This window comes from Marivivens aquimaris, assembly GCF_015220045.1.
Classification (GTDB): Bacteria; Pseudomonadota; Alphaproteobacteria; order Rhodobacterales; family Rhodobacteraceae; genus Marivivens; species Marivivens aquimaris.
This window is the reverse complement of sequence record NZ_JADBGB010000001.1, coordinates 2,535,001-2,559,363: the sequence shown is the minus strand read 5'-3', so window position 1 is coordinate 2,559,363 and position 24,363 is coordinate 2,535,001. Positions and strand designations below refer to the sequence as shown.

24 protein-coding genes and 1 tRNA gene (1 of these 25 only partly in view) are annotated in these 24,363 nt (G+C 59.4%); 11 read left to right on the top strand and 14 right to left on the bottom strand.

Going from position 1 to position 24,363, the window contains the following annotated elements:
• A complete protein-coding gene (locus IF204_RS12630) occupies positions 1 to 1,272 on the top strand; it encodes a 4-aminobutyrate--2-oxoglutarate transaminase (RefSeq protein ID WP_194097470.1) in 1,272 nt (423 codons plus the stop codon).
• Positions 1,273 to 1,381: 109 nt separating this feature from the next.
• Here the strand turns inward: IF204_RS12630 and IF204_RS12625 are convergent, their stop codons facing one another.
• The 3 genes from IF204_RS12625 to IF204_RS12615 all read right to left on the bottom strand — a co-directional run bounded on the left by IF204_RS12625 (position 1,382) and on the right by IF204_RS12615 (position 4,688).
• Positions 1,382 to 2,650, bottom strand: coding sequence for a bifunctional folylpolyglutamate synthase/dihydrofolate synthase (locus tag IF204_RS12625; protein WP_194097469.1), 1,269 nt, complete (start codon positions 2,648 to 2,650; stop codon positions 1,382 to 1,384).
• 108 nt (positions 2,651 to 2,758) lie between these two features.
• Entirely contained in the window at positions 2,759 to 3,697 is a 939-nt protein-coding gene (accD, locus tag IF204_RS12620) for an acetyl-CoA carboxylase, carboxyltransferase subunit beta (protein ID WP_194097468.1), read from the bottom strand.
• Between the two features lie 58 nt (positions 3,698 to 3,755).
• Entirely contained in the window at positions 3,756 to 4,688 is a 933-nt protein-coding gene (locus tag IF204_RS12615; RefSeq protein WP_194097467.1) for a CPBP family intramembrane glutamic endopeptidase, read from the bottom strand.
• Positions 4,689 to 4,785: 97 nt separating this feature from the next.
• Here IF204_RS12615 and IF204_RS12610 point away from each other — a divergent pair, with 97 nt between their 5' ends.
• From IF204_RS12610 to IF204_RS12600, 3 genes are all read left to right on the top strand, one after another.
• A complete protein-coding gene (locus tag IF204_RS12610; RefSeq protein WP_194097466.1) occupies positions 4,786 to 5,379 on the top strand; it encodes a hypothetical protein in 594 nt (197 codons plus the stop codon).
• 77 nt (positions 5,380 to 5,456) lie between these two features.
• Positions 5,457 to 6,215, top strand: a complete 759-nt coding sequence (locus IF204_RS12605; RefSeq protein ID WP_194097454.1) for a DUF6478 family protein — start codon at positions 5,457 to 5,459, stop codon at positions 6,213 to 6,215.
• Positions 6,216 to 6,228: 13 nt separating this feature from the next.
• A complete protein-coding gene (locus IF204_RS12600; protein ID WP_194097452.1) occupies positions 6,229 to 6,591 on the top strand; it encodes a hypothetical protein in 363 nt (120 codons plus the stop codon).
• 3 nt (positions 6,592 to 6,594) lie between these two features.
• Here the strand turns inward: IF204_RS12600 and IF204_RS12595 are convergent, their stop codons facing one another.
• Together IF204_RS12595 and IF204_RS12590 are read right to left on the bottom strand one after the other, a co-directional pair.
• Positions 6,595 to 7,656 (bottom strand): saccharopine dehydrogenase, encoded by a 1,062-nt coding sequence (locus IF204_RS12595; RefSeq protein ID WP_322743282.1) that lies wholly within the window; start codon positions 7,654 to 7,656, stop codon positions 6,595 to 6,597.
• Positions 7,631 to 8,275 (bottom strand): histidine phosphatase family protein, encoded by a 645-nt coding sequence (locus IF204_RS12590; protein WP_194097448.1) that lies wholly within the window; start codon positions 8,273 to 8,275, stop codon positions 7,631 to 7,633. The genes IF204_RS12595 and IF204_RS12590 overlap by 26 nt, the downstream gene beginning before the upstream one ends.
• A 375-nt stretch (positions 8,276 to 8,650) precedes the next feature.
• Between IF204_RS12590 and IF204_RS12585 the strand changes: the two genes are divergently transcribed.
• Together IF204_RS12585 and IF204_RS12580 are read left to right on the top strand one after the other, a co-directional pair.
• Positions 8,651 to 9,490 carry a DUF481 domain-containing protein gene (locus tag IF204_RS12585; RefSeq protein WP_194097446.1) on the top strand — a complete coding sequence of 280 codons (840 nt, stop codon included), beginning with the start codon at positions 8,651 to 8,653 and terminating at the stop codon, positions 9,488 to 9,490.
• A 285-nt stretch (positions 9,491 to 9,775) separates the two neighbouring features.
• Positions 9,776 to 10,024, top strand: coding sequence for a hypothetical protein (locus tag IF204_RS12580; protein WP_194097444.1), 249 nt, complete (start codon positions 9,776 to 9,778; stop codon positions 10,022 to 10,024).
• An 87-nt stretch (positions 10,025 to 10,111) separates the two neighbouring features.
• On the opposite strand, the gene IF204_RS12575 is transcribed toward IF204_RS12580, so the two are convergent.
• On the bottom strand, positions 10,112 to 10,963 hold the full coding sequence (locus IF204_RS12575) for a hypothetical protein (protein ID WP_194097442.1): 852 nt from the start codon (positions 10,961 to 10,963) through the stop codon (positions 10,112 to 10,114).
• Between the two features lie 231 nt (positions 10,964 to 11,194).
• Here IF204_RS12575 and IF204_RS12570 point away from each other — a divergent pair, with 231 nt between their 5' ends.
• Positions 11,195 to 12,856: a peptidoglycan-binding protein gene (locus IF204_RS12570; RefSeq protein ID WP_194097440.1), complete on the top strand. Its 1,662-nt coding sequence runs from the start codon at positions 11,195 to 11,197 to the stop codon at positions 12,854 to 12,856.
• Positions 12,857 to 12,886: 30 nt separating this feature from the next.
• Here the strand turns inward: IF204_RS12570 and IF204_RS12565 are convergent, their stop codons facing one another.
• The 3 genes from IF204_RS12565 to IF204_RS12555 all read right to left on the bottom strand — a co-directional run bounded on the left by IF204_RS12565 (position 12,887) and on the right by IF204_RS12555 (position 14,591).
• Positions 12,887 to 14,170, bottom strand: a complete 1,284-nt coding sequence (locus IF204_RS12565) for a DVUA0089 family protein (protein ID WP_194097438.1) — start codon at positions 14,168 to 14,170, stop codon at positions 12,887 to 12,889.
• Positions 14,171 to 14,318: 148 nt separating this feature from the next.
• Positions 14,319 to 14,444 carry a type B 50S ribosomal protein L36 gene (ykgO, locus tag IF204_RS12560; protein ID WP_008231708.1) on the bottom strand — a complete coding sequence of 42 codons (126 nt, stop codon included), beginning with the start codon at positions 14,442 to 14,444 and terminating at the stop codon, positions 14,319 to 14,321.
• A gap of 72 nt (positions 14,445 to 14,516) precedes the next feature.
• A tRNA-Val gene (locus tag IF204_RS12555) sits at positions 14,517 to 14,591 on the bottom strand.
• Positions 14,592 to 14,741: 150 nt separating this feature from the next.
• Here IF204_RS12555 and IF204_RS12550 point away from each other — a divergent pair.
• Positions 14,742 to 15,599, top strand: a complete 858-nt coding sequence (locus IF204_RS12550; protein ID WP_194097435.1) for an N-formylglutamate amidohydrolase — start codon at positions 14,742 to 14,744, stop codon at positions 15,597 to 15,599.
• Here the strand turns inward: IF204_RS12550 and IF204_RS12545 are convergent, their stop codons facing one another.
• Both IF204_RS12545 and IF204_RS12540 read right to left on the bottom strand, forming a co-directional pair.
• Positions 15,600 to 17,333, bottom strand: a complete 1,734-nt coding sequence (locus tag IF204_RS12545) for a glycosyltransferase family 61 protein (protein ID WP_194097433.1) — start codon at positions 17,331 to 17,333, stop codon at positions 15,600 to 15,602. It lies immediately after the preceding gene.
• Between the two features lie 30 nt (positions 17,334 to 17,363).
• Positions 17,364 to 18,617, bottom strand: coding sequence for a DNA polymerase IV (locus tag IF204_RS12540; RefSeq protein ID WP_194097431.1), 1,254 nt, complete (start codon positions 18,615 to 18,617; stop codon positions 17,364 to 17,366).
• A gap of 30 nt (positions 18,618 to 18,647) precedes the next feature.
• Here IF204_RS12540 and IF204_RS12535 point away from each other — a divergent pair, with 30 nt between their 5' ends.
• Positions 18,648 to 19,100, top strand: a complete 453-nt coding sequence (locus IF204_RS12535) for an NUDIX domain-containing protein (RefSeq protein ID WP_194097430.1) — start codon at positions 18,648 to 18,650, stop codon at positions 19,098 to 19,100.
• 87 nt (positions 19,101 to 19,187) lie between these two features.
• On the opposite strand, the gene IF204_RS12530 is transcribed toward IF204_RS12535, so the two are convergent.
• From IF204_RS12530 to IF204_RS12520, 3 genes are all read right to left on the bottom strand, one after another.
• Positions 19,188 to 19,409, bottom strand: a complete 222-nt coding sequence (locus IF204_RS12530) for an orotidine 5'-phosphate decarboxylase (RefSeq protein WP_167638555.1) — start codon at positions 19,407 to 19,409, stop codon at positions 19,188 to 19,190.
• Positions 19,410 to 19,492: 83 nt separating this feature from the next.
• Positions 19,493 to 20,191, bottom strand: a complete 699-nt coding sequence (gene pyrF / locus IF204_RS12525; RefSeq protein ID WP_194097428.1) for an orotidine-5'-phosphate decarboxylase — start codon at positions 20,189 to 20,191, stop codon at positions 19,493 to 19,495.
• Between the two features lie 58 nt (positions 20,192 to 20,249).
• Complete coding sequence (locus IF204_RS12520; RefSeq protein WP_194097426.1) at positions 20,250 to 20,567, bottom strand: hypothetical protein; 318 nt, start codon at positions 20,565 to 20,567, stop codon at positions 20,250 to 20,252.
• Between the two features lie 221 nt (positions 20,568 to 20,788).
• Between IF204_RS12520 and clpB the strand changes: the two genes are divergently transcribed.
• Together clpB and msrP are read left to right on the top strand one after the other, a co-directional pair.
• Positions 20,789 to 23,404, top strand: coding sequence for an ATP-dependent chaperone ClpB (gene clpB / locus IF204_RS12515; RefSeq protein ID WP_194097424.1), 2,616 nt, complete (start codon positions 20,789 to 20,791; stop codon positions 23,402 to 23,404).
• Between the two features lie 152 nt (positions 23,405 to 23,556).
• Positions 23,557 to 24,363 carry the 5' portion of a protein-methionine-sulfoxide reductase catalytic subunit MsrP gene (gene msrP, locus IF204_RS12510; RefSeq protein WP_194097422.1) on the top strand. Its footprint extends 87 nt past the window's final position, so 807 of the gene's 894 nt are visible here — the first part of the coding sequence; the start codon lies at positions 23,557 to 23,559; its stop codon lies beyond the right edge, outside the window.

The window sequence follows — 24,363 nt, the reverse complement described above, 5'->3', positions numbered from 1 at the left end:
ATGAAAAACGCTGAAATCGCTGAACGTCGCACGTCTGCAATCGCTCGTGGGGTCGGCATGATGACCCAGATTTACGTCGACCGCGCCGAAAACGCCGAAGTGTGGGACGTCGAGGGTAACCGCTACATCGATTTCGCCGCCGGCATCGCCGTCGTGAACACCGGCCACCGTCACCCGAAAGTCATGGCGGCTGTAGAAGAGCAGCTTGGCCGCTTCACCCACACCTGCCATCAGGTGATGCCCTACGAGAATTACATTCGTCTGGCCGAGCGTCTGAATAACGCCGTTCCGGGTGATTTCGAGAAAAAGACGATCTTTGTCACCACCGGCGCAGAGGCCGTCGAAAACGCGGTTAAGATCGCGCGCGCCTCGACTGGCCGTCAGGCTGTGATCGCTTTTGGCGGCGGTTTCCACGGTCGTACGTTCATGGGCATGTCGCTGACCGGCAAGGTCCAGCCGTACAAAGCCGGTTTCGGCACTATGATGCCTGACGTCTACCACGTGCCGTTCCCGATCGACCTGCACGGCACATCGGTTGAGGATGCGATGGGCGCGATCCGTCAGCTGTTCAAAGCGGACCTCGATCCTGCACGTGTCGCCGCGATCATCCTTGAGCCGGTACAGGGCGAGGGTGGTTTCTATCCGGCGCCTGCCGCGCTGGTTCGTGAAGTCCGTGCGATGTGCGACGAAATCGGCGCGCTGATGATCGCGGATGAGGTCCAGACCGGCTTTGCCCGTACGGGCACCCTGTTTGCGATGGAGCAGTACGACGCGGCGCCAGACCTCACCACAATGGCCAAGGGCCTCGCGGGTGGTCTGCCGCTCGCTGCTGTCACAGGTAAGGCCGACGTCATGGATGCAGCCAACCCAGGTGGTCTGGGCGGTACCTACGGCGGCAACCCGCTCGGCATCGCTGCGGCGAATGCTGTGCTGGATGTCATCGAAGAAGAGGAACTCTGCGCGCGCGCCAACGAGCTTGGCTCCAAGCTGCGTCAGCGTTTGGAGGGAATGCGCGAGTGGTGCCCGAATATCTCGGACATTCGTGGTCCGGGTTTCATGGTGGCCGTGGAGTTCGCTGCGCCGGAGGGCAAGGCACCTGACGCCGACTTTGCGGCGCGCGTTCGTGCCGAAGCGCAAAAGCGCGGCCTCATCCTTCTGACCTGTGGTGTATACGGCAACGTCATCCGCTTCCTCGCGCCGATAACCATTCAGGACGAGGTCTTTGCGGAAGCGCTTGAGCTTCTGGAGCAGTCGGTCAAAGCAGCGATGTGATCCAAATGAGCGGCGCCTTCGGGCGCCGCACTTTTTTGTCTCGCGCTGTCGCGCTCGGGTAAGGGGCGCTGCCCCTTGGACCCCGAGGTATTTTCGTCAGCGTGAAAGGTCAGCCGTTTTCGCGCAGGATGTGACCCGCGAGATAGAGCGAGCCGCAGATCAGGATGCGAGCCTGCGGATGCGCTGCGGTGATTGCTCGGACGGCTTCGAGCGCGTTTTCAGCGATGGAGACATCTGCGAAGCCGGCGGTTCTGGCGGCGTCCGCAGTGGTTTCGGCGGGAAGGGTGTTCGGCTCTCCGGGGATCGAGACGGCGGTCAGGCCTTTCGCGATTTTTGAGAGCGGGCGCATATAGCCGCCGGTGTCTTTGGTATTCAGCATACCGCAGACGAGGAAGGTTTCCTTGTCGGACATCCGGCTCAAGGTCGCGGCGACGGCTTCACCGCCAGCGGCGTTATGGCCGCCATCGAGCCAGAGCTCTGCGGTGCCTGCGGCGTCGACCAGCGGACCGGTTTTGAGGCGCTGCATACGGGCGGGCCAAGAGGTTTTGGTGACCGCGCCTTCGGCAGCCGCTTCGTCATAGCCGAGATGGCGGAGTGCGGCGATGGCGGCGCCAGCGTTCTGGATCTGGTGCGGGCCGGGGAGCACGGGCAGGGGCAGGTCGAGTAGGCTGCGTTCGTCCTGATAGATGAGGCGACCGTTTTCTTCATAGCTGTGCCAGTGCTGGCCGTAAGCGATGATGGGCGCGCCGAGACGGGCGGCTGTGGCTTCGATGACATCCATCGCTTCGTCCTGTTGCGGACCAACGATGCAGGGAATGCCGCGCTTGATGATGCCAGCCTTTTCGGTGGCGATTTTGGCGAGCGTATTTCCAAGGAACTGTTCGTGGTCAATGGAAACGGGCGTGATGATGGTCAGTGCGGGTTTGTCGACAACGTTCGTGGCGTCGAGGCGACCGCCGAGGCCGACTTCGAGAAGCGTGTAGTCGGCAGGGGTGCGCGACATGGCCAACAGGGCGGCGACGGTCGTGATCTCGAAGTAGGTAATCGGTTCGCCGCCGTTCGCGGTTTCGCATTCTTCCAGCACGGCCATCAGGTGTTCTTCGCTGATCAACTCACCAGCAAGGCGGATGCGTTCGTGGAAACGGGCGAGGTGGGGCGAGGTGTAGGCGTGGACCGATTTGCCCGCGGCTTCGAGACCGGCGCGGATCATCGCTTGGGTCGAGCCTTTGCCGTTGGTGCCCGCGACGTGGATAACCGGCGGCAGTTTTTGCTCGGGGTGGTCCAGCGCGTCCAGCAGACGCCACACGCGGTCGAGCACGAGGTCGATCACTTTGGGGTGGAGGCTCATCAGGCGTTCAAGGACGACGTCGGAGGTCATGCGGGGCTCCAAGGTTGGCTGTAGGTGTCTTTTACAAAAAACGCGCCGCGAAATAACTCGCGGCGCGGCATAGGTCGTTCGTATTACGGCATGGCCGCAGAAACCTGATTACTTCTCGGCTTCCGGCTGGGGTGCCGGAGTTTCGGGAAGAGCGATAGCTTCGCTGTCCGGCTCGGGCAGTTCGGCGATCACAGCGGGCTCCATGCCCATCATCAAGCGGATGATCGTCGCCAGCTCTTCCTTCTGCTTCGTGCGCGGGGTCACGCGGTCGAGCATACCGTGGTCGAGCAGGTATTCGGCGCGCTGGAAGCCTTCGGGCAGTTTTTCACGGATCGTCTGTTCGATCACGCGGGGACCGGCAAAGCAGATCAGCGCGTTCGGCTCTGCAATGTGGACGTCGCCCAGCATCGCGTAGGAGGCAGTTACGCCGCCGGTGGTCGGGTGGGTGAGCACGACGATATAGGGCAGGCCGGCTTCTTTGAGCATGTCGACCGCGATCGTGGTGCGCGGCATCTGCATCAGCGAAAGGATGCCTTCCTGCATACGCGCGCCGCCAGCTGCCGAATAAAGAACCAGCGGACGGCCCAGAGCGACAGCACGCTCGGCAGCAGCGATGATGGCGTTGCCGACGTACATCGACATAGAACCGCCCATGAAGCTGAAGTCCTGCGCGGCGGCGACGATGGGCGTGCAGAAAATCTCGCCTTCGGCTACCAGCATGGCTTCTTTTTCGCCCGTCTTTTTCTGGGCGGCTTTCATGCGGTCGGTGTATTTCTTCTGATCACGGAACTTCAGCGGATCTTCGATCGGCTCCGGAACGCTGACTTCGGTGAAGACACCGCCGTCGAACAGAGCGTTGAAACGCTCGCGCGGGGTGATCGCCATGTGGTGACCACAGTTGGTGCAGACGTTCTGGTTGTCGGCGAGTTCACGGTGGAACAACATCGTTCCGCACTCGTCACACTTGGTCCACAGATTGTCAGGTACTTCGCGGCGGGCGAAGAGCGATGTAATCGTGGGGCGGACGTAGTTTGTAATCCAGTTCATTCCGAAAGCCTTTATTCGCTGTCACAAGGGACATAAGCCTGCCCTTTGGGAAATGCAATCAACGCCTGATGATGTAGCGCGCCAGCAACCAAAGCGGCGCGATTTGAATGGCACACACCAATACGAGGCCGAAAATAACGCCAATTCCCTCGGGTTGCAAAAAGACATCCGCTTCGAATGGTGCGGCATCTGACATGACACTCACGCGCAAGAGCGCAAGTGCCGCAAACGGCGTGTCGTCCGAGCCGACGACAAACATGCGGCTGAAGTTGATGGCGAAATGCAATGCGATGGCGGGGCCAAGGGTGCCGTGGCGGGCCGTGAGGTCGGCAAATGCCAGCCCGAGCATGGTGGCCCACATCGAATAGGCGATGCCATAGTAGGTCGTCTCGGCATTGAAGAAGTGCGCTCCGCCAAAGATCACCGACGGCAACACCATCCAGAGCAGAGGGTTTTCGGTCCGTGCTGCGATCTGTTGCTGGAGGTAGCCGCGGAACAGGATCTCTTCGAAACTGACCTGAATGAGCAGGAGCGGGAGGCCAATCACCATGGTGATGAACCATGGAACGATCGGCGCAACTTCGAACAGCACGACCCAAGGCGGCAAAAGCATCGCGACGAGCGAGATCAGCAGGGCGAATGCTCCGATCGGCACCGCGATATTAGCCGCCGACAACGGATTGCCCATCGCGCTACGCAGCCCGCGCCCATGGAGGCGGTAGAGGATGAGGCGAAGAAGCAGCAGACCGACAAGCGGAGCCAGCAAAAGCAGCAATCCGTCCAGCGGCATCGGGTCCGACATCTCGAACTCGTCGCCGTAGACAAACGGGCCGAGGACAAGCGGAAACAGCAGGTAGTAGCCCATTCCGACCATGAAAAAGCCGGTGAGCGTACGGAGCGGAGCATCATTCGGGCGGGCAGCTTCGGCAAAAGCGCGAAGGGGCCGGTACGCAGCGGGCAATGTCATGGCGCTCAATGTAGTGCGCCGCATCTGCCCTCCGCAAGATCGCCGCAATTTTATAACTCATTGGAGTTGTTTGATTTGGCCGAGTTCCGTACACCTCTTGGCGGGACAAACGGGAGCACTCATGCGTTACGGCTTGTGGATCAAGGGCACACTGATCGGTGCGTCGCTCTTTCTGGCCGCTTGTGCCGAAGGGGCGCTGCGATTGCCGGTGCGCAATCAGGCGGTTTATGGCGGCGAAGCGCGCGTGAAAGCCCCTGAGGGATATTGCATCATCACCGAGGCCAGCCTGCCCGAGCACGGATTTGTCGCAATGGCGCCATGCTACGTACAGTCGATCTCGACCACGCGGCCCGAAACGGATGCTGTGATTACGGTTCAGGTCGGCTCGGCCGGCTCAGCCGTGATCGCTGGGAACGAGGAAAAGCTGCGCGACCTGCTACGTACTGAAGCGGGTGGCGGCGTACTCGCTTCGGACGGCAATGCGCAATCGATCCAGATCGACGCGGTTGAGATGGTCGGTAACACAGTCGAAGTCCACTTCACCGATATGGGTCGTCCGCGTTTTGCGAACCTCGAACAGAGCGAGTGGCGGGCGTTCTTCGATGCGGGCGGTCGTTTGATGACCGTTTCGGTGCGCGGCTATGCGCATTTACCTGTCGAAAACGCCGAGGGGCTATCTCTTTTACATCAGACAGTTGCAGTGAATCGGGAATAGCGGTTACCAGCTTGACCCGACGGCCAGTCGCTGTTGAAGTTTCAAAATCGTAGAATGTTAGCAGGAACCTACCGGATATGGGTCTGATCAGCCGCTGGAGAAATCGACTGACGTCTGCCCGTATCGAGCGGCTTCGTCAGGATGTTTCGAAGCTGACATTCGAGGACCTGCGCCCCGCGCGTTCCCGTATGCGCCGTTGGCGCGCGCTTTTGGACAATGGTATCAGACACGCGAACGAACGTTTGCTGCTGCCTGCTGTCGGGTCTGAGCAATTTCCCCGTCCGCGCGGTACAGACTGGTCGTGGCGGCCCAACACTTGGCGCGCCCCGTTGGCTGAACGCGGCGTTGTGTCTGTTGCTTCGCGGACTGTTATTGGCGATGAAATCACGCTGTTCCACGATTGCCGCTATAACGAGATGGCCTTCCGCCAGTTGCGCAACACGCGAGAGGCCGATCTTGCGCCGTTCGGTCTACGGCTGGAGGTGTACGAATTCGCCGGCACGTTTCTCAGCCTCGCGATCGACCTGCCGGATAGCGCGTGTGACGGTCTGAAAACCCGCCACCTGATCCGGATGGAGCCGATCGTCCAGTGCGAGCGCCCCATCGAGATTTTTGCGCGCCTCAACATCAAACACGGCCCGAACGTCGAACAGATCGTGCGCGAACTGGACCTGAACGCCGATCATGTGAGCGTGGAGTTCGACTTGGGATATTCGGACCTGAATGAAAAACGGATCGAGCAGGCTTGGGTCGATCTGATTTTCGAAGGACCGCAGATGAATCAGGTTACGATCCGCGATGTCACATTCTGCCGCTATCCGCGTGCCGACCTCTGAACAGGAGCCCTGAATGACCCTCACAATCGGACAGTCGCGTATTTTGGGCGGCAAGTGGGAGGCCGTCGTCACCGGCGCGTCGACACAGCCGAAAATTGCCGTACGGATCTTGGGTGAAGAGTTGCCGGATGTGACCGTGCGCGAGGCCGACGGCGGCTACCGCGTATCTTGCGCGATCCCATCGGATTATATTTCCGACGGCATCCAGACCTTCCTCGTGATTGACGCGGAAACGGACGAAACCATCGGTGACTTCGTTCTCGTGTGCGGAGATGTGATGGAAGAGGATATTCGGGCGGAAGTGGCCCAACTCCGTGCGGAGCTGGACCTTCTCAAGCGTGCATTCCGCCGTCACTGCGTCGAGACGGCGAGCTAAGTCTCAGACATTCTCGTCGAAAATCGCCTTGGCGCGGCCCCAAACGTCGTCGTCGATCCGGTTCAGCGTGGCCAGATGCGGGAGGAGCTGGGAAGCGTAATCCTCGCTGCTTTCTTTCGGCAAAAGAGACGGCAGATTGTCGATTGCCATCACGTCGAGCACCGGATTGTCATGCGCACGGACGACCGGCTCGGCCCACGAGGTCTCGTGGTCGTACACTTTGACAGGCGAGAAGTCGCTTTGCGGATCGCAGGCGACGTCACCGATCACCCGTAGGTTCCGCTCTGCCGTTTTGGCGCTTTCGGGGACGAACACGGGGCAACCCGGGCTCGCGAGGATGCAGTTGAAGAATAGGTCATGTTCCAGCACTTCGGGGAACGGGCCGCCGCTAGCGGTTTCAGCCATGTCCCATTTGGTAACGGAAATTCCCGCCCGCTCGCAGAGGTCGGCAGCACCCGTTCCGACGCGGCCCAGAGCGCCGATAATCAACGCGCTGGGTGTGGCGCCGCCCAAAGCATCACGAACAGCTTGCGCCATTGCCTCCGCGCTCGGGAATGTATCAACAGGCGGACAGGTTTCGCCCTTGGCCTGCGCGGCAAAGGCCAATCCGCTGACCGCAGCGCCTGCATAACCTGCCCAATATCCAAAGGCCGCAACGCGGCGGCCGTTCTCCAAGGTCAGATATTCGAGGTCATAGAGCGTACCTCCGCCAGCCTTCAAACGATCCAGCAGAACGCGGCCTGATGCCTGCCCCTTGTAAGCGTGGCCGAACATGATGTGGCGGTGTTTGAGCGGGGTGCCGGTTTCAGGCAGCTCTTTCAGGCCGAAGATGATCGCGTCCGCGGGCGCATCTTCCCAGCTTCCTTCTGGCGCAGTTTCACAGCCGACAGCGGTATATTCGGCAATCGGGATGATACGTTGCGAGCTTTCCTCGACCGTCACGCGGAATCCCTTAGCGATGAGTTCTGCGGCGCCGCTCGGCGTCAGGCCGACACGCTCTTCGCGCGGGCGTTGCTCTGCGCGGACCCAGAGATGGACGTTAGAAGTGGGTGCGGGCGTGGACACGGTCTGCGGCCTCCAAATGGGGAATTGCATTGAAACCAGCGAGGAGCGGCCCCACCGGCGAAACATGAACGCGGTGAAGCGAGCTGTTGTAAATCGGAACGGTCATCATCGCCATTTGGCGCGGCGCGAGGTCGAGCAAATGTCGCATGATCATAGCGATCACCCCTCCAGACGTGATGCAAAGCACATTGCGACCGGGCTGCACGGCGAGGTCGAGAACCTGCGCAACGCGGTTTTCAAAACTGGCGAAGGTCTCGTGACCCTGGATCTCCGCACTGTGCCACGCTTCGATGACAAGGCCGATGTGGTGAACGAATTCCTCCCCCGATGGCGGCGGCGTTCCGTTCGCATCGGAGAGGGCTTTACTGAGGTTGAAGTAGTCGAGCTCGTTCAGGCGTTCATCGATATCGAACTCATCGAAACCTGCGCCACGCGCAGTCTCAAGATGGCGTCGCATACTGCCTGTGATGACGTGATCAAAGGTCTCGCCCTGTGCAGTCAGCCACTCGCCAAGCCAATTTGCCTGCTGGTGACCGAGTTCAGAAAGGCGGTCGTAATCGTCTTCGTTGTCGGCATGGGAATTGGCTTGCCCGTGACGCACGAAAGTAATCGTACCCATGAAAATTCCTTAGACTTCCAGCCAGGCAATTTGGGTGCCGAGCCTCGCGCGCAGGGTACGCACAGCGCCGCCTAAAGTTCCATAGTCCGACAAATAAATCTGCCGCATTGTATCTTGATGCGGGGATCTGTCGGCCGGTGGGTTACTTGCGGAGGATCTTTTTATACAGCAAAAACAGGAACATATTCGTATCCATTGTTGGTGCTGCATCCGCGGAAAATCTTTCGGCTACGCAGCAACCGTTACATTCATGATACTAAAACGCGCTGCCCCTCCTGATTGTTTCATCAAGCCGGAACAAACCCTCTCACAGAACGATTTCCCTGCCGTGACCAACGCGCAATTAAAGCGCAAAAGACTTAAAGGACTAAAGTCATGGCAAAAAGAACCAGCATTTTTGTGCTCGCAGCTGCCGCAGCAGTAGCAGCGTCGGCAGCCGCAGCGCAGACCTCGGCCTTCACCAACCAGAACATGGCAGCTGATCAGGTCGAAGATATTCAGGACGATATCGAGGACGCAGCGGAACGTGATAACTTCACCTTCGGTAACGCCGGCCGTCAGGTTGGTTCGTGGGGTTCGGTTTCGCTTCGTCTGACCGACTCGGACGTTGCACAGGGTAACGACACCACCGACCTCGGCATCGGCGCTAACTACGGCTGGTATGACGGTGTAAACGGTCAGGAAATCAACCTTGCCTACGTCTACGGTGAAACCAACGGCGTTGAAGACAAGAACTCTCTGACCGCAGGTTACGACTACACCCGCGACATCAATCAGAAACTGTTCGGCTACGCTTCGCTCGATCTCGCATATGACAACCTTGCCACCGGCACTTCGGTTCGTCGTGACGCGCTGATCGGCTTCGGTGTCGGCTACCGCATCATCGAAGACGCGCAGACCGACTGGGCTGTTAAAGCAGGCCCGGGCTACCGCTACATCGAATTCGGTAACGACGACGAAGAAAACGAAGTCGCTTACATGGTTGAGTCGAACTACGCATACGCCTTCTCGGAAGACGTAACGCTGACCAACGACACCACCCTGATCGGCTCGGACTCGGATACCCGCGTTGTGAACGACCTGGCTGTTGCAGTTGGCCTGAACGACTCGCTCGCTCTGCGCACCTCGTACACTTCGGAGTACGGCGGCGAAGATCTGGGTTCGCTCGACAAAGTCGAGAACCTGCTCGGCGTTTCGGTTGTCTACAACTTCTAAGACGACCCGCTAAAACCCTCGACTTGCATTCCCGAGGTCTGGACGGACAGGAGCCTATGCTTCTGTCCGTTTTGCTTTTTGCGAGGAGCAGCGACGTAAACAGCCGAATCCCTTGACGGAATGTCGCACCCACCTCAGTATGATTCTCGTTGGAGGGCTGCTGTGCAGTTTTCCGGCAAGGAGGAGATGCCGTTGTTGGTTTTGTCCGCGTCGTCCTAGGCGCACATGTATGGGTTGCACACTAGGCACTCGGGCAGGACCGCTTTTCTTGGGAGGGAAAGGCGAATGCACAAACTCATTGCAACGGTGAATGTTATTGCCTGGTCCGGTTTCTGGGCCTTTGGCTACCTCGCGCTTTCGGCCGATGTGTCGAATGTCTGGCAGATGGTGACTGCGGCTTTGCTGGCGTTTGCCGGCGCTGCAATCGGCGTCTCGGCCTATTTCTGGCTTGTGCGTTATTCCGAGCAATCGGGCTACGCCAAATGCTCGAACCAGGTTGCGCGGGAACATCACCGTGAGGCGGAGCTGGCCTAAGGGCCGCACCGCAAAGTCAGTGGTTGGGCCGCAAGGCCTGTGACCACAGGTGGCCGCGGGGGAAGGAGGAGCCCCCGCTGGCCCCGATTAGGAACCGGATTCCAGTTTCATTTCATTCAGGCGCTCCAGCGCTTCGGCGCGGGTATTGCGGATGTTCGGCCTGATGCCGCGGGTTTCGTGTCTTAGGCGGATGTCGGTTTCCGTCTCGCTACCCATGGCGAAACGCACGGACCCCAGCGAGAATGTGTCATGGAAAGAACGCCGCCGCGCATCGAACTGCACCCAAGCAGGCGACTGGATACGTGTGCCGTTGTAGTTCATCAGGAACCACCATTTCTGGCGCGTCTGACGCAGCAACTCCTCGATCCAATTGAAAACATCGTTCACATCCCGCGAATGTTCGTAGCTCAAATCAGTGAGATCGAGCTCGCAAATGTCATTTTCACGGTCGAAACTGACACGCCTATGGATGTCCGGCTTCATATAATTCGGCGTGTGGAACAGTCGTTCCCGCCGCTTGCTCGGCAGCGACTTTAGGTAGGCAACCGCCTCGTCGCGGCTGCCGAAATTGGTCTTGTCATGCTGGTCGGTGCCCTTAACCCGTTCAATGTAGTTCCGGTTGAACTCGGACGTGTCGTAGTGGGCTATGCCCATCGCGTGGTATTCTTTCATGTCCATGCCGCGCTTGGTGAATGCGAACCACGCGTCGCCGTCAATTTTGTAGTCCTTTGTGTTCACGAGGAAAAACCAAAGCGGCTCGCCCGTTTCCGAAAGGCATTCCTCCACATAGTCGAATAGCGCGTTGGCATCGCCGGAGGTGTGGAAATAGAGGCCCTCGTAGCTGATCTCGCAGATCATGAGCGCTTCGTGCAGGATCACGCGCCCCTCGAGCGCGTCATGGGCAAAGTCCGGCCCGATCGCCGGAAACACCTGTTTCATGTCTTGTCTCCTCCGTCGTTGGCCGTGGAATGCCGCCGATATTGGATAGCAACCCCGATCCGGACCAGAATCAAGACAGATCCATTGACCGTGTTCACTGGAACGTCACAGCGCCGAGAGGCGTTTACCTGACGACAATCTGGCACACATATTGTGTCATGAGGAGGATGCGAGCCGTTTTTCAGGTTTGCTTTAGGTGGGCCATGCGCGGCGCGCCGGAAAGGAATTGATATGCGCGACTTTCTTCTGGGGACCGCCCTCGCGGCTGTGACCGCCAGCGGTGCCATGGCCGACGATGCGGCCCTTCTGCTTGGAAACGATAGTTACGAACGGCTTGGCCGCGTGACTCGTGGCTCGAATGTTCTGGAAGCCAGCGATGGATTGGAAGCGCTGGGCTTTGACGTCATCACGCTCCGCAATGGACGGGCCGATACGACCCGCGATGCACTTACATCGTTTGCGGACCTTGCGGATGGTGCGGACCGCATCGTGGTCGCGCTGTCCGGCCGTTTTGCTCACGACGGCGACCGCAACTGGTTCCTGACATCGGAAAGCGCGGAGCCGCGTCTATTCACATTGGGAGCGCAGGCTGTATCGGTCGATTCACTGCTGAACGTCCTCGCCGAAGCGCCCGGTCGCGCGTTGCTGTTGATCGGTGACGAAAGCGAAGGCAGCCAGTTCGGCAAATGGCTCGCGTCAGGCACCATCGAAGGTAGTATTCCGCAAGGTGTGACCATCGCGACCGGTCGCCCGCGTGATGTGGCGGCGTTCGCTAATGATGTGCTGAGCCAGCCGCAGGAAAACATTGCGCCCTATTTTGAGGACTACAGTCTGACCGTCACCGGCTATGCGCCGGACACGATGGTTTTCATGCCTCAGCGTCCTTCCACCGTTCCCGAACCGCCGCAGCCAACCAACCGCGACAACGGTGCCGAGCAGGCTCTGTGGGAGGGTTCCCGTGCGCTGGATACGGCCGAAGCCTATCGTAACTACATCCGCCGCTTCCCCAACGGTGAACATGCCGAAGAAGCTGAGCGACTGATCGCCGAAATCTTGGCCGAGCCGAACCGTGATGCGCGCATGGCGGAGGAGGACCTGAACCTCAGCCGCGATGCCCGCCGCGAGATCCAGCGCGATCTTTCGCTGCTTGATTATAACACCCGCGGTATCGACGGCATTTTCGGCAATGGTACCCGTCAGGCGATCACCAACTGGCAGCAGCAGAACGGCTATTCCCAAACGTCTTACCTGACGGAAGAGCAGATCGCCCGCCTCGACGCGCAGGCAAGCCGCCGTGCGGCAGAGCTTGAGGCAGAGGCCGAGCGTCGCCGTCAGGAGGCAGAGCGCCTCGACCGTGCGTTCTGGGAAGAGACTGGCTCCAAAGGTGATGAGCCGGGTCTGCGTGCTTACCTCGAGCGCTATCCCGACGGTAACTTTGCCGAAGTCGCAACCGAACGTCTGGCTGCGATCGAAGAGGACAAGCGCGCTGCTGCCGCTGCCGAAGATCGCAACGCATGGGACAAAGCCCGCGATGCCGACAACATGGCCGCTTATCAGGACTATCTGAGTGCATATCCTGAAGGTGACTTCGTCGGTGAAGCGCAGGCGCGTATTCAGGAAATCACCGACGAGCGTGAACAGCAAAGCTCCAATGAGGCAGCCCGTGCCGAAGAAGAAGCGTTAGGCCTGAATGGCCTGACCCGCCGGCTGGTCGAAACCCGTCTCGCACAGATGGAACTGAACCCCGGACCGGTGGACGGCAACTTCAACGGCCAGACCCGCCGCGCAATCCGCCGCTATCAGGACCAGAACGGACTGCCGGTGACTGGCTTCTTGAACGAAGCCACGATTGTCAGGCTCCTCGCCGATGCGGTGAACAGCCTCAACCGATAAAGAAAAGGCCCCTCGCGGGGCCTTTTTTCGTTAGCGGGCAGGCACGTAACGTTCGAGCAAGATGCGCATTGGCGCTCCGGTGCCATAGTTCAGGTCACCGACGGCCAGCATATAGCTGCCGTTGGTGATCTTAGTCGCCAGCATCGAATCCAGACCGGCAGGGCCGTCATCGTTGTAACCGACTTGGCGGCCCAGATCGTCGTAGAGGTAGATGAACGGATCACCGCCACCGTCGACCGTAATGGCCTCGATCAGCAGCAGACCACCTTCGGGAACATAAAAGCTGAACCACTCCACATCGCCGTTGATACGGACATCCTGACGGATGCGGGTGGTCAGGTCGGCCAGTTCGGTGACCGGATAGCTACCGTCGAGCGGCGGAGCGGCCTCACCGGAGGCGTAGCTCTGCATCAGCACCTCTTCGGCATCATATTCATAGACGCTTACGGTGATCGGAGAATAGCTGTCGCTGAGCGCTTCCATCGTGATGCAGTAATCACCCGGATCGAGCGGGTCGACCATATCGATGCGGGAGTTCAGACCGTCGTAGTCGTCGTTCTCGGTCAGGTAGCCGCCGTAGTCATCGTAGAGCGTGATGTAAGGGTCGGCGCTATCGCCCTCTGCAGTGATAGTGACGCTCATGGGCTCGTCGATGGTGAAGCGCCAGTAGGGCACTTCATCGACAGATGCGGTGCCGCTGGAGCCGAGCATCAACGGCTCTGCGTACATCGACGAGTCGCAGGTCAGGCCCGGCATTTCGAACATGCCGTTTGAGCTGAACATGTCGTCGTTCAGCGCGTCGTCGATTGCATCCTCGACGTCCGAGATGATTTCTTCATCCATCACACCAGAGGTCAGGCGCTCGTGCTCCTGACGGCCGATACGTAGATAGCTGGTCATCGGAGAATTGTCGTAGCTGCGCAGCAGGACGCAGTAGGTGCCCGAGTCGAGGCTGGTTTCGACCATAGCCGAGGTGCCGCCACCGGAGTCGTCGTCCGTCAGCAAGAGCGTCCCCGTAGAATCATACAGCTCGAACATCGGGTCGGACATTCCGCGCCCCTCGGCCTCGATTCTCACATCGGTCGCCGAAGACAGTTCAAATTGGGAAACATAGTTGGTGCCGGACAGGACCAGAGCCATCTGCTCTTCGAAATCAGAGACGGTACTGATGTCGGAACCACCCGCATCGCCGCCGATCCAGCGAACCGAATTGACGCCCAGTCCGCAGGCATCCTGGCTTTGTGCAAATCCTGCTGTCGCCGTGGCCATCAAGGCGACTGTCGACAGCCCTAGGGCTAGTTTGCTCTTGGTCATTCGTTCCTCCGCAATCACACACTTGGGGTCAGCGTACGGGCGGGTGAACGGGTGAAACAAGCAAAAACGCGAATAAAAAGAAGAGGCCCGCGCAAAAGAAGAGGGCGCGTTCTAAAAGAACGCGCCCTCAATTCCGATGTCCGCTTGATTAGCCCTGACGAGCTTTGAAGCGGCGCTGCGTCTTGTTGATCACATAGACGCGGCCCTTGCGGCGCACGATGCGGCAATCGCGGTGGCGCTGCTTGAGCGAGCGGAGCGAGTTACGAACTTTCATAGTCCAATCTCCTATTCGCGGCGCGGCGATTGCGCCTGGTTGCGTTAAGCCCGGAAAGGCCAGTGAATTAGATGGTGGGCGGTACTGGGATCGAACCAGTGGCCACTACGATGTCAACGTAGTGCTCTACCGCTGAGCTAACCGCCCACTTTTACCTTAGGATCGTCGCTTTCCGATAGTTCGGACCGTGACTAATCGCGTCGGGTGAGCGGCTCTATAAAAGGAGTCGAAAGGGTGTTCAAGGGCTTTTGGCAAAATCATTTCTCGCTCTATAATTTTTTTAAGAGAGGAACCCTGATGACCGTCCAGCCCTTTGAAGTTCTTGAGCCAATTCGGCTGACGACAAGCGTCCTATTCGCTTCGCCGCATAGTGGCCAGAACTATCAGGATGCATTCGGTGATGAGGTGCAGTTGTCCCGTCCGGTCTTGCGTTCTTCCGAAGACGCCTTTGTAGACAGGCTCTTTGATTATGCGCCGGAGCTGGGCGCCACGATGCTTTGCGCGACTTTCCCGCGTGCATATGTGGATTTGAACCGTAGTTCCGACGAACTCGACCCCGCTCTGATCGAAGGGATCAGGCGCGTTTCACACAATCCACGGGTCGTTTCTGGCCTCGGCGTGATTCCCCGCGTCGTCTCCGGAGGGCGGGCAATCTATTGCGGAAAGCTGCCGATGGCCGAGGCGAAGCGGCGTCTGGCGATGATCTGGCACCCTTATCACGAAAAGTTGCAGGAGCTGATGGACCGCAATTCGGCGCTTTTCGGAGAATCGATTCTGGTCGACTGCCATTCCATGCCGCACGAAGCGCTCGAGTGCTCCCGCCAGACAGGCGGAACGCCCGAGATCGTCATCGGTGACAGGTTCGGCGCATCTGCCTCTCAGCGGCTGGTGCAGCAGATTGCAGCGGCGTTTCGTGACGAAGGGCTGACCGTCGCCCACAACACGCCCTTTGCGGGCGCCTACAGCACCGTCACCTATGGGCGACCCTCGCGCCGCCAGCACGCGATCCAGATCGAGATCGACCGCTCGCTCTACATGGACGAGGCGACGCTGACGCCCCACGCCGATTTCCCCGACTTCCGCGCGATGCTGCGGAGGGTGTCGACCAAGATCGCCGCGCTTGGCGAACGGGAGATGCCGCTCGCGGCCGAGTAATCAGGCGTCTTTGTACCAACTGATCTTCTTGCGGAATTCCGCGTGGCGTTTCGGAAAGCGTTGCGCATGTTCCGCTACCAGCACGTCGGACAGATCGCGTCGCCCCATACGGCGTGTCAGCCAGATCATCCGCTCCAGCGGCCTAGGACGCCCGGGGGCGATCCTGCGAATGCGGGTCAGCGTGTCGAACAGCCCGTGCACATCGTCCTTCGCGTCCAGGATCGTCGCGCGGGCTTGTAGCAGCGGGATACTTTCGTTCACGAACTCGCTGTATTGGTTCAGCACGGTTTGCAGCGCGTTAGTCGCGTTCGCCTTGGTCAGCATTTCTGCAAGCGCTTCGACCTCGGGCTTTGTGAGGCCCTTTGGCGCTGCACCCACGAGCGCGCCTGTGAATTTTGAGACCCTTTTGATCCCATCCGTCCCGAGCGCTACGCCGATATGTCCATGTTCATCGAAATTCGGGACCTGATCGGACGTATGCCAGTTATGGTCGGCAAAGAAGGTAACGTAGTTGGTTCGCGCCACGTGTGCCGCCGCGAAGAAATCACCCCAGCGACCAAGCGCCGTCTGGGCGGTACCGATTTCGATCACGTAGGCGTCGGCGCTTGCGAACATCATGTTGGCAAACGCCGCACCGTGGTGGGAGGCCATGACCTCCGCGTTCGCCATCAGCGCGATCTGTTCGAGCGGGCTGTAATCCTCGAATCGCAGCGCCACGAAACCCTGCTTTTCCAGTTCGGCGATGAGCAGGTCCTCGTTCAGCATGTCCCGCGACCGTTCTGACGACGGGTTGCGCTTCACCCAGAATTTGCGCGGCAAGTGCGTGGTGTCGATCCGGCTGATCGCGGCGAGCGCCCGTTCCCGCAGTGACCGCAAATCGGCCATGTAACTGTTATGCATGAAGATGCGGTACGCATGACGGCTCGTGTTCTTGAGCAGATATTCCTGCCCTAGCGGCATAGCCTCCGTCGCCGGTGGAATGATCTCGTCTTTGGCGGAGAAGTAATAGTGGTCGAAGCCGAAATCGATGATCGCTTCGTCGAACTTTTGCGGTGTTTGGAGGAATTCGACCTGGGCCGCGATTTCGGGGAAAAGGGCCTCGACATAGGCACGGGCAAAAGCGGCCTGCTTCCCGCCCTTGTAGCAAATGTAGACCGGACCTTGATGCTTCAGATCCACCGCGATTTGCAGGCGCGGTAGGGTTTCGATCAGGAAGTGGTAGTAGTTGAAGAGGTTGCGGGCCTCGATCACGAAGGGCCGATCGCCGATGACTCCCTTGCTCACGGGGATGGCCGTTATTGTCGGATCGGACTTCAGGTCTCTGAGGAAGGCATTTGTCCCGACAACCGATTCTTCCTGAGTGCGCCCAGCACCATGCCATGTGTAACGGTTGCGTAGGCGAGTGCCGGCAGCGCCCGATAGCAGCCATTTGTCACCAATCCCGACGACGTTCTTCACAAAGCGAACATCGTGGGCGATGGCAGCAACGCGATTGAATTCGATGCCCTGCGTAAAGTTTCTTACGGTCATCGCATCGGCGATCACCTGATCGGTCAGGGCGTTGTGGTCGGGGTAGTCGCTGATCGAAAACGCGCAGATATTCGCCTTGGGCACGTAGCGCCAATACCACTTTGGCTCGGCCAGCAGAGAAAGCCCTTCGTCACGTCCAAGGACAAAGAAAAAATCCTCCGGTGCGAGGGAGTTATCGACTTTCGCTTCGCTCTTTGGGGGCATGATGCGCTCTCGGGATATCTTGGCTGCAACCTAGCGCAGAGCGCGGCCCTTCAAAATGGCGTCCTTGCCAAATTTTTCACGAATGGCATCCGTGGCACGCTCTGTCCGTGCGCGCTTTTCGGCGTCGGGATCGAGCAGGTCGCCTTCACGGTCGGCATCGTCGTGCGTACACAGGTCGCTGATGCCGACACCGATGAGACGATAGGCCGACTCGTGTTCGACCTGATCGAAGAGGCCGCGCGCCGTGCGGTAGATTTTGTCGGCCATCTGGGTGGGCTGGTGCAGGCTGATGCGCCGGGTCAGCGTTTTGAACTTTGCGGTTTTAAGTTTGAGCGTCACGACACGTCCCGCCTTGCCCTTCGCCTTGGCGCGGGCGCTCACCTGCTCCGATAGACGCCAGATGTGACCGTCGAGCAAATCGCGGTCGATGGTGTCTTCGTTGAACGTCGTTTCTTTGGAGATGCTTTTGACGGGCGCATTTGATGAAACACGCCGGTAATCCTCGCCCCGCGCGAGGTGCCAGAGCCGTTGTCCCATCTGTCCGAAGCGCCGCACCAGATCGTCCTGCTCCCAGCGGGAGAGGTCTTCGAAGGTGCGAATGCCCGCCCGTTCGAGGCTCGCCTGCGCGGCGGGTCCGATTCCCCAGATCATGCGGACAGAATTGGGGCGGAGAAACGCGACGGTCTCCGCCTTGCCGATCACCGAAAACCCGCGCGGCTTGTCGAGGTCGGAGGCGACCTTGGCCAGAAATTTGTTGTGCGACAGCCCGATGGAGCCGGTCAGACCCAGCTCCTCTTTCATCCGTTTTACCAGCCGCGCCAACATGACGGCGGGCGGTGCGCCGTGCATCCGCGCAGTCCCCGTCAGGTCCATGAACGCCTCATCGAGCGAGAGCGGTTCAATGGCGGGCGTCAGTTCATCCATCAGTGCTCGCACGTGGCGCGACGCTTCGGCGTAAGCCTCCATCCGCGGTTTGACGATCACCGCTTCGGGGCAGAGTTTCAGCGCTTGGAACATCGGCATGGCTGACCGCACGCCTTTGATCCGCGCGATGTAGCAAGCCGTTGAAACCACGCCGCGTTTCCCGCCGCCAATGATCACGGGCTTGCTGCGGAGGTCGGGATTGTCCCGCTTCTCCACACTGGCAAAGAACGCGTCGCAATCCATGTGCGCGATGGACAGGTCCCAAAGCTCTGGATGCGAGACGACGCGCGGACTGCGGCACGCGGGGCAGCGTGCGCCCGTGTCGAATTGCGTCAGGCATTCTTTGCAAAGTGATGGCATGGGATTTGGCTATCTGGTCCGGTTCGTAATATGGGGGAACCGACGACGGATCACCAGTGGAGCTTTCCGGTGCAGGAGCCATTTGACGGGGCGAAAATCGCGATCCTGCGCAGGAACGACGTGCTCGTCATCCGTCGGGACGACAAGCCTGATATCCCGTGGCCAGATTGTCTGGATTTTCCAGGCGGTGGGCGCGAAGGCTCCGAAACTCCGTTCGAAACCGTGGCTCGCGAGGCGATGGAGGAAGTCGGTCTGGCCATTCCCGAAGAGCGGGTTGTGTTTCACTGCCAGATGATGGGGCCGCGCGATTTGCCGGTGCATTTCTTCGCGCTGCTGTGGGACGGGCTAACGGACGACATGATCCGGTTTGGCGACGAGGGTCGGTCGTGGTGCTTCATGCCGATCGAAGCATTCCTGCAAGCCGATGATGCCATCCCGTCGCTTCAACAAAGGCTACGGCTTGCATTGGCAGCCCTAGAATAGGGAAGCCCCGATAGTCGGGGAGGACTACCGGGGCACGAAGCGCTGAAATTGGGAATGAGGGACAGGCGCCTCGTTGCAAACTTTAGGTCACATCAGGATTTCGGTGGAATCCATCGGGATCGGGCTATCCGACATGCGCAGCGCCTGAGTGGCGAGGCCGAAACGGACCTGCTCGTCTTCGGTATTGCGCGGAGCCGCGAGGCGGCAGGGGTAGCGGAAAGTGCCCATCGGGCGGGTGACATCGACGCGTGCTTCGAATGCGCCAATCGCATCGTTGTAGCTGATGTTATGGAGCTGGATCTGTTGCATCGGTATCTCCTGTGTTGCCCTTCGATAAGACAACACGGTTGTGCAATATAAGTTCCAGCTCCGTGCAGTTTTTGACGAGTTTTTTAGCCGTTGATTTCGCGAACGATGCTTTCTGCCATCGCGCGCGGATCGTCTGCTTTGTGAATGGGGCGACCGACAACCATGTGGTCGACGCCAGCAGCAACAGCCTGAGCCGGTGTCATCACGCGCTTCTGGTCACCGAGCGCAGCACCTGCGGGACGCACGCCAGGGGTGACGATCAGGCGGTCATTTGAAACGGGGAGGGCGCGGATCAGTGCGGCTTCTTGCGGGGATGCGATAACGCCATCCGCGCCAGCTTCGAGTGCGCGGGTTGCGCGCTCTACGACGATGTCCTGAACATCGCCGTCCTTATAACAGCTCGCATCCAGATCACCACGGTCGAGCGAGGTCAGGACGGTCACTGCAAGAATTTTGAGGTTGCCGCCTGCTGCGCCTTCTTTGGCGGCGCGAACGACGTGCGGATCGCCATGCACCGTCAGGAAATCGAGGTCGAACTGGGCGATGCCGCGCACGGCGGCCTCTACGGTCGCGCCGATGTCAAAGAATTTCATGTCGAGGAAGATGCGCTTACCGTGTTCCTGCTTCAGCTCGTTGGCAAGTGCAAGTCCGCCGCCGGTCAGCATTCCGAGGCCGATCTTATAGAAGGAAACGGAGTCGCCGAGCTTTTCGACCAGTTCCAGACCCTGGATCACGTTCGGAACGTCGAGTGCAACAATCAGGCGGTCATCAGCTTTGGTCATGGTGGGGCAACTCCAGTGGGGACAAACGGCCCCCTTCTGTAAATTTGCCCCCTTCGAGTCAAGCTGCGTTCTTGTGGAAGATATGCTCGAAGCTACCAAGAAGGCGATGGAAGAACCCTTCGCCGTGCAATTCGCTTAGCGGCGTGTCCTCAATGGGAGCGCTCGACCGAAGATCGCTGGTGCCCATTTCATGCAGACGCTCGGCCCGTTTGATCATGGCGCGGGCGACTGCATTAGTGCTGGCATCAATCGGTGCGACGAGGCGGATCGGGTAGGTATAGGAGGTGCCGTTATCATCGACGACGGCAGAGGTTTCAAATGCGCTTTCCGCAGGGTTGAAGCGGATATCGTGCAGGTGCGTAACTACGTTTGTCATATCTGTTCTCCTTGAAAACAGGAGAGGCGTTTCATGTCTCTCGGTTGGAGAAAGAACAATCTGCCCTGTGGAAAAGTTCCTGAAACCGGAACTTCACCCTGTTTCGAGGCATTGAAAATGAGCGGAGGATTGCCCACCTATCACTAGAAGGTCCGCAACACAGGTACGCCTCTTTTGGGTGCCGATATTCCCCGCGGATGCTTGTTAGAGGAGAGTAACCGATGAACATGGAAAAGTTCACGGAACGGTCGCGCGGTTTCATTCAGGCTGCTCAGACCATTGCCATGCGGGAAAGCCACCAACGGCTTGCTCCCGAACACCTGCTGAAAGCATTGATGGACGATGATCAGGGGCTCGCGGCCAATCTGATCACCCGTGCCGGCGGCGACGCGAATGCCGTACGCATGGCTGTCGATGCCGCTGTCGCCAAGAACCCCAAGGTTTCGGGTGATGCTGGGCAGGTTTACCTTGATAGTGCCACCGGCAAAGTGCTGGACGAGGCCGAGAGAGTTGCCACCAAGGCAGGTGACAGCTTCGTTCCGGTCGAACGTCTGCTGATGGCGCTTGCCATGGTGAAATCCAAAGCCGCCGATGCATTGTCGGCCGGTAAGGTGACGCCGCAGGCACTCAACACTGCTATCAATGACATTCGCAAAGGCCGCACTGCTGACAGCGCGTCTGCCGAAGAAGGTTACGACGCCCTGAAAAAGTACGCTCGCGACCTGACCGAAGCTGCCGAGCAAGGCAAGATCGACCCGATCATCGGCCGTGACGAAGAAATTCGCCGCGCCATGCAGGTTCTGTCGCGCCGCACCAAGAACAACCCCGTTCTGATCGGTGAGCCGGGCGTCGGTAAAACGGCGATTGCCGAGGGCCTCGCGCTGCGCATCATTGACGGCGACGTCCCCGAAAGCCTGCGTAACAAGAAGCTGCTGGCCCTCGACATGGGTGCGCTGATCGCCGGCGCGAAATATCGCGGTGAATTCGAAGAACGTCTGAAAGCGATCCTCAAGGAAATCGAGGCCGCTGCGGGCGAGATCATTCTGTTCATCGACGAAATGCACACGCTTGTTGGTGCCGGCAAGACGGATGGTGCGATGGACGCGGCCAACCTGATCAAGCCTGCACTTGCCCGCGGCGAACTGCACTGCGTTGGTGCGACGACTCTCGATGAATACCGCAAGTACGTGGAAAAAGACGCTGCTCTTGCCCGCCGCTTCCAGCCGCTCGTGGTTGAGGAGCCGACGGTCGAGGACACGATCTCGATCCTGCGCGGTATCAAAGAGAAGTACGAACTGCACCACGGCGTCCGCATCTCGGACTCGGCGCTTGTCGCCGCTGCGCAGCTTTCGCAGCGCTACATCACCGACCGTTTCCTGCCTGACAAGGCAATCGACCTTGTGGACGAAGCTGCCAGCCGCCTGCGGATGGAAGTCGACTCGAAGCCGGAAGAACTCGATGCTCTCGACCGCCAGATCCTGCAAATGCAGATCGAGGCCGAGGCCCTGAAGAAGGAAGACGACGCCGCTTCGGTGGATCGTCTGGCCAAGCTTGAAAAAGAACTGGCCGACATTCAGGAAACCGCGTCGGAGATGACGGCGAAATGGCAGGCCGAGCGTGACAAGCTCGAAGGCTCGCGTGTGCTGAAAGAGAAGCTCGACAAGGCGCGTGCCGACCTCGACATCGCGAAGCGTGAAGGCAACCTCGCCAAGGCTGGTGAGCTGTCCTACGGCGTGATCCCGCAGCTCGAACGCGAGCTGTCGGAGACCGAAGCGCAGGAAGACGGCCTTATGGTCGAAGAAGCCGTGCGTCCGGAGCAGATCGCCGAAGTCGTTGAACGTTGGACCGGCATTCCGACCAGCAAGATGTTGGAGGGCGAGCGCGAAAAGCTGCTGCAAATGGAAGATAACCTGCACAAGCGGGTCATCGGCCAGTCGCAGGCTGTTCACGCTGTAGCCAATGCTGTCCGCCGCGCACGCGCTGGGCTGAACGACGAGAACCGTCCGCTGGGTTCGTTCCTCTTCCTCGGGCCGACCGGCGTGGGTAAGACGGAGCTCACCAAGGCCGTGGCCGAGTTCCTGTTCGACGACGATCAGGCGATGACCCGGATCGACATGTCGGAATTTCAGGAACAGCACTCGGTCGCACGCCTGATCGGCGCGCCTCCGGGCTATGTCGGTTATGACGAAGGCGGTGTTCTGACCGAAGCCGTGCGCCGTCGCCCGTATCAGGTCGTTCTGTTCGACGAGGTCGAAAAGGCGCACCCGAAGGTGTTCGACGTTCTGCTTCAGGTCTTTGACGATGGTCGCCTGACCGATGGTCAGGGCCGGACGGTGGACTTCAAGAACACGCTGGTGATCCTGACGTCCAACCTCGGCACCCAAGCCCTGTCGCAGCTGCCCGAAGGCGAGTCGAGCGAGATGGCGAAAGGTGAGGTCATGGCTGCCGTGCGGTCGCACTTCCGCCCCGAGTTCCTGAACCGTCTGGATGATATGATCATCTTCGATCGTCTGGCCCGTGCGGATATGGATGGCATCGTCAAAATCCAGCTCAAACGGCTCGTCAGTCGTCTGGCTCAGCGCAAGATCGACCTCGACCTTGATGCGGATGCCTACAAGTGGCTGGCCGACGAAGGCTACGATCCGGTCTATGGTGCCCGTCCGCTGAAGCGCGTGATCCAGCGTTCGCTTCAGGACAAACTGGCGGAGCTTATCCTCGCCGGTGACGTCATGGACGGCCAGACGATCCATGTCACCGCAGGTCCGAACGGGCTGATCGTCGGCGACAAGGTGACAGCCTCCAACCGGCAGTCACCGCAGGATGCCGTTATCCACTAAAGACCTACTCATTATTGCAGCGCCCCGCCCTTTCGGCGGGGCGTTCGCGTTTGAATTGGGCGATTGTTACAGCTTCCAACCGTAACGTTATGCATCCGTCATCGCTTTTAGACGTATCACTATTAAATGCAGTCCAAATGAAGGAGACCAATATGGCCTACCGTTGGAAAAACAATTTGACCCAAGCCGACGTGACCCCGAAGGGCATGTGGCTCAATCGCCGCCAGATTATGGCGGGTGCGGTGGGTGCCGGTCTCATCGGTAACGTTGCTGGCGCCGCTGACGACCTCGAGCCGAATTCGCTCGAAGATATCCGCAGCTACAACAACTATTATGAATTCGGCACGGGTAAGTCGGACCCGGCAGAAAACGCGGGCGCACTTGATACGTCGAACTGGACGATCAAGGTCGGCGGTATGGTCGACAATCCGGGTGAGTACACGCTCGACGAACTCGTCGGCGACCTGACCGAGGAAGAGCGCATCTACCGCTTCCGCTGTGTCGAGGCATGGTCGATGGTCGTGCCGTGGAATGGTGTCGAGCTTGCTGACGTCCTGAACAAGGTCGGCGTTCAGTCGGGCGGCAACTACGTCGCCTTCGAAACCGTCGTCCAACCCGAGAATATGCCTGGCGTCCGCCGCAACGTGATTCCGTTCCCTTATAAGGAAGGTCTGCGCATGGACGAGGCGATGCATCCGCTGACCATGCTGGCGACCGGCATCTACGGCGAGCCGCTGGCAAATCAGAACGGTGCGCCGATCCGTCTGGTCGTTCCGTGGAAGTACGGCTTCAAGTCGATCAAATCGATCGTTTCGATCAATGTGGTGGCAGAGCAGCCCGAAACCACTTGGAAGGACATCAACTTCCGTGAGTACGGTTTCTTCGCTAACGTGAACCCGAACGTGTCTCACCCGCGCTGGAGCCAAGCGACCGAACGTGTCATCGGCGGCGGCCTGTTC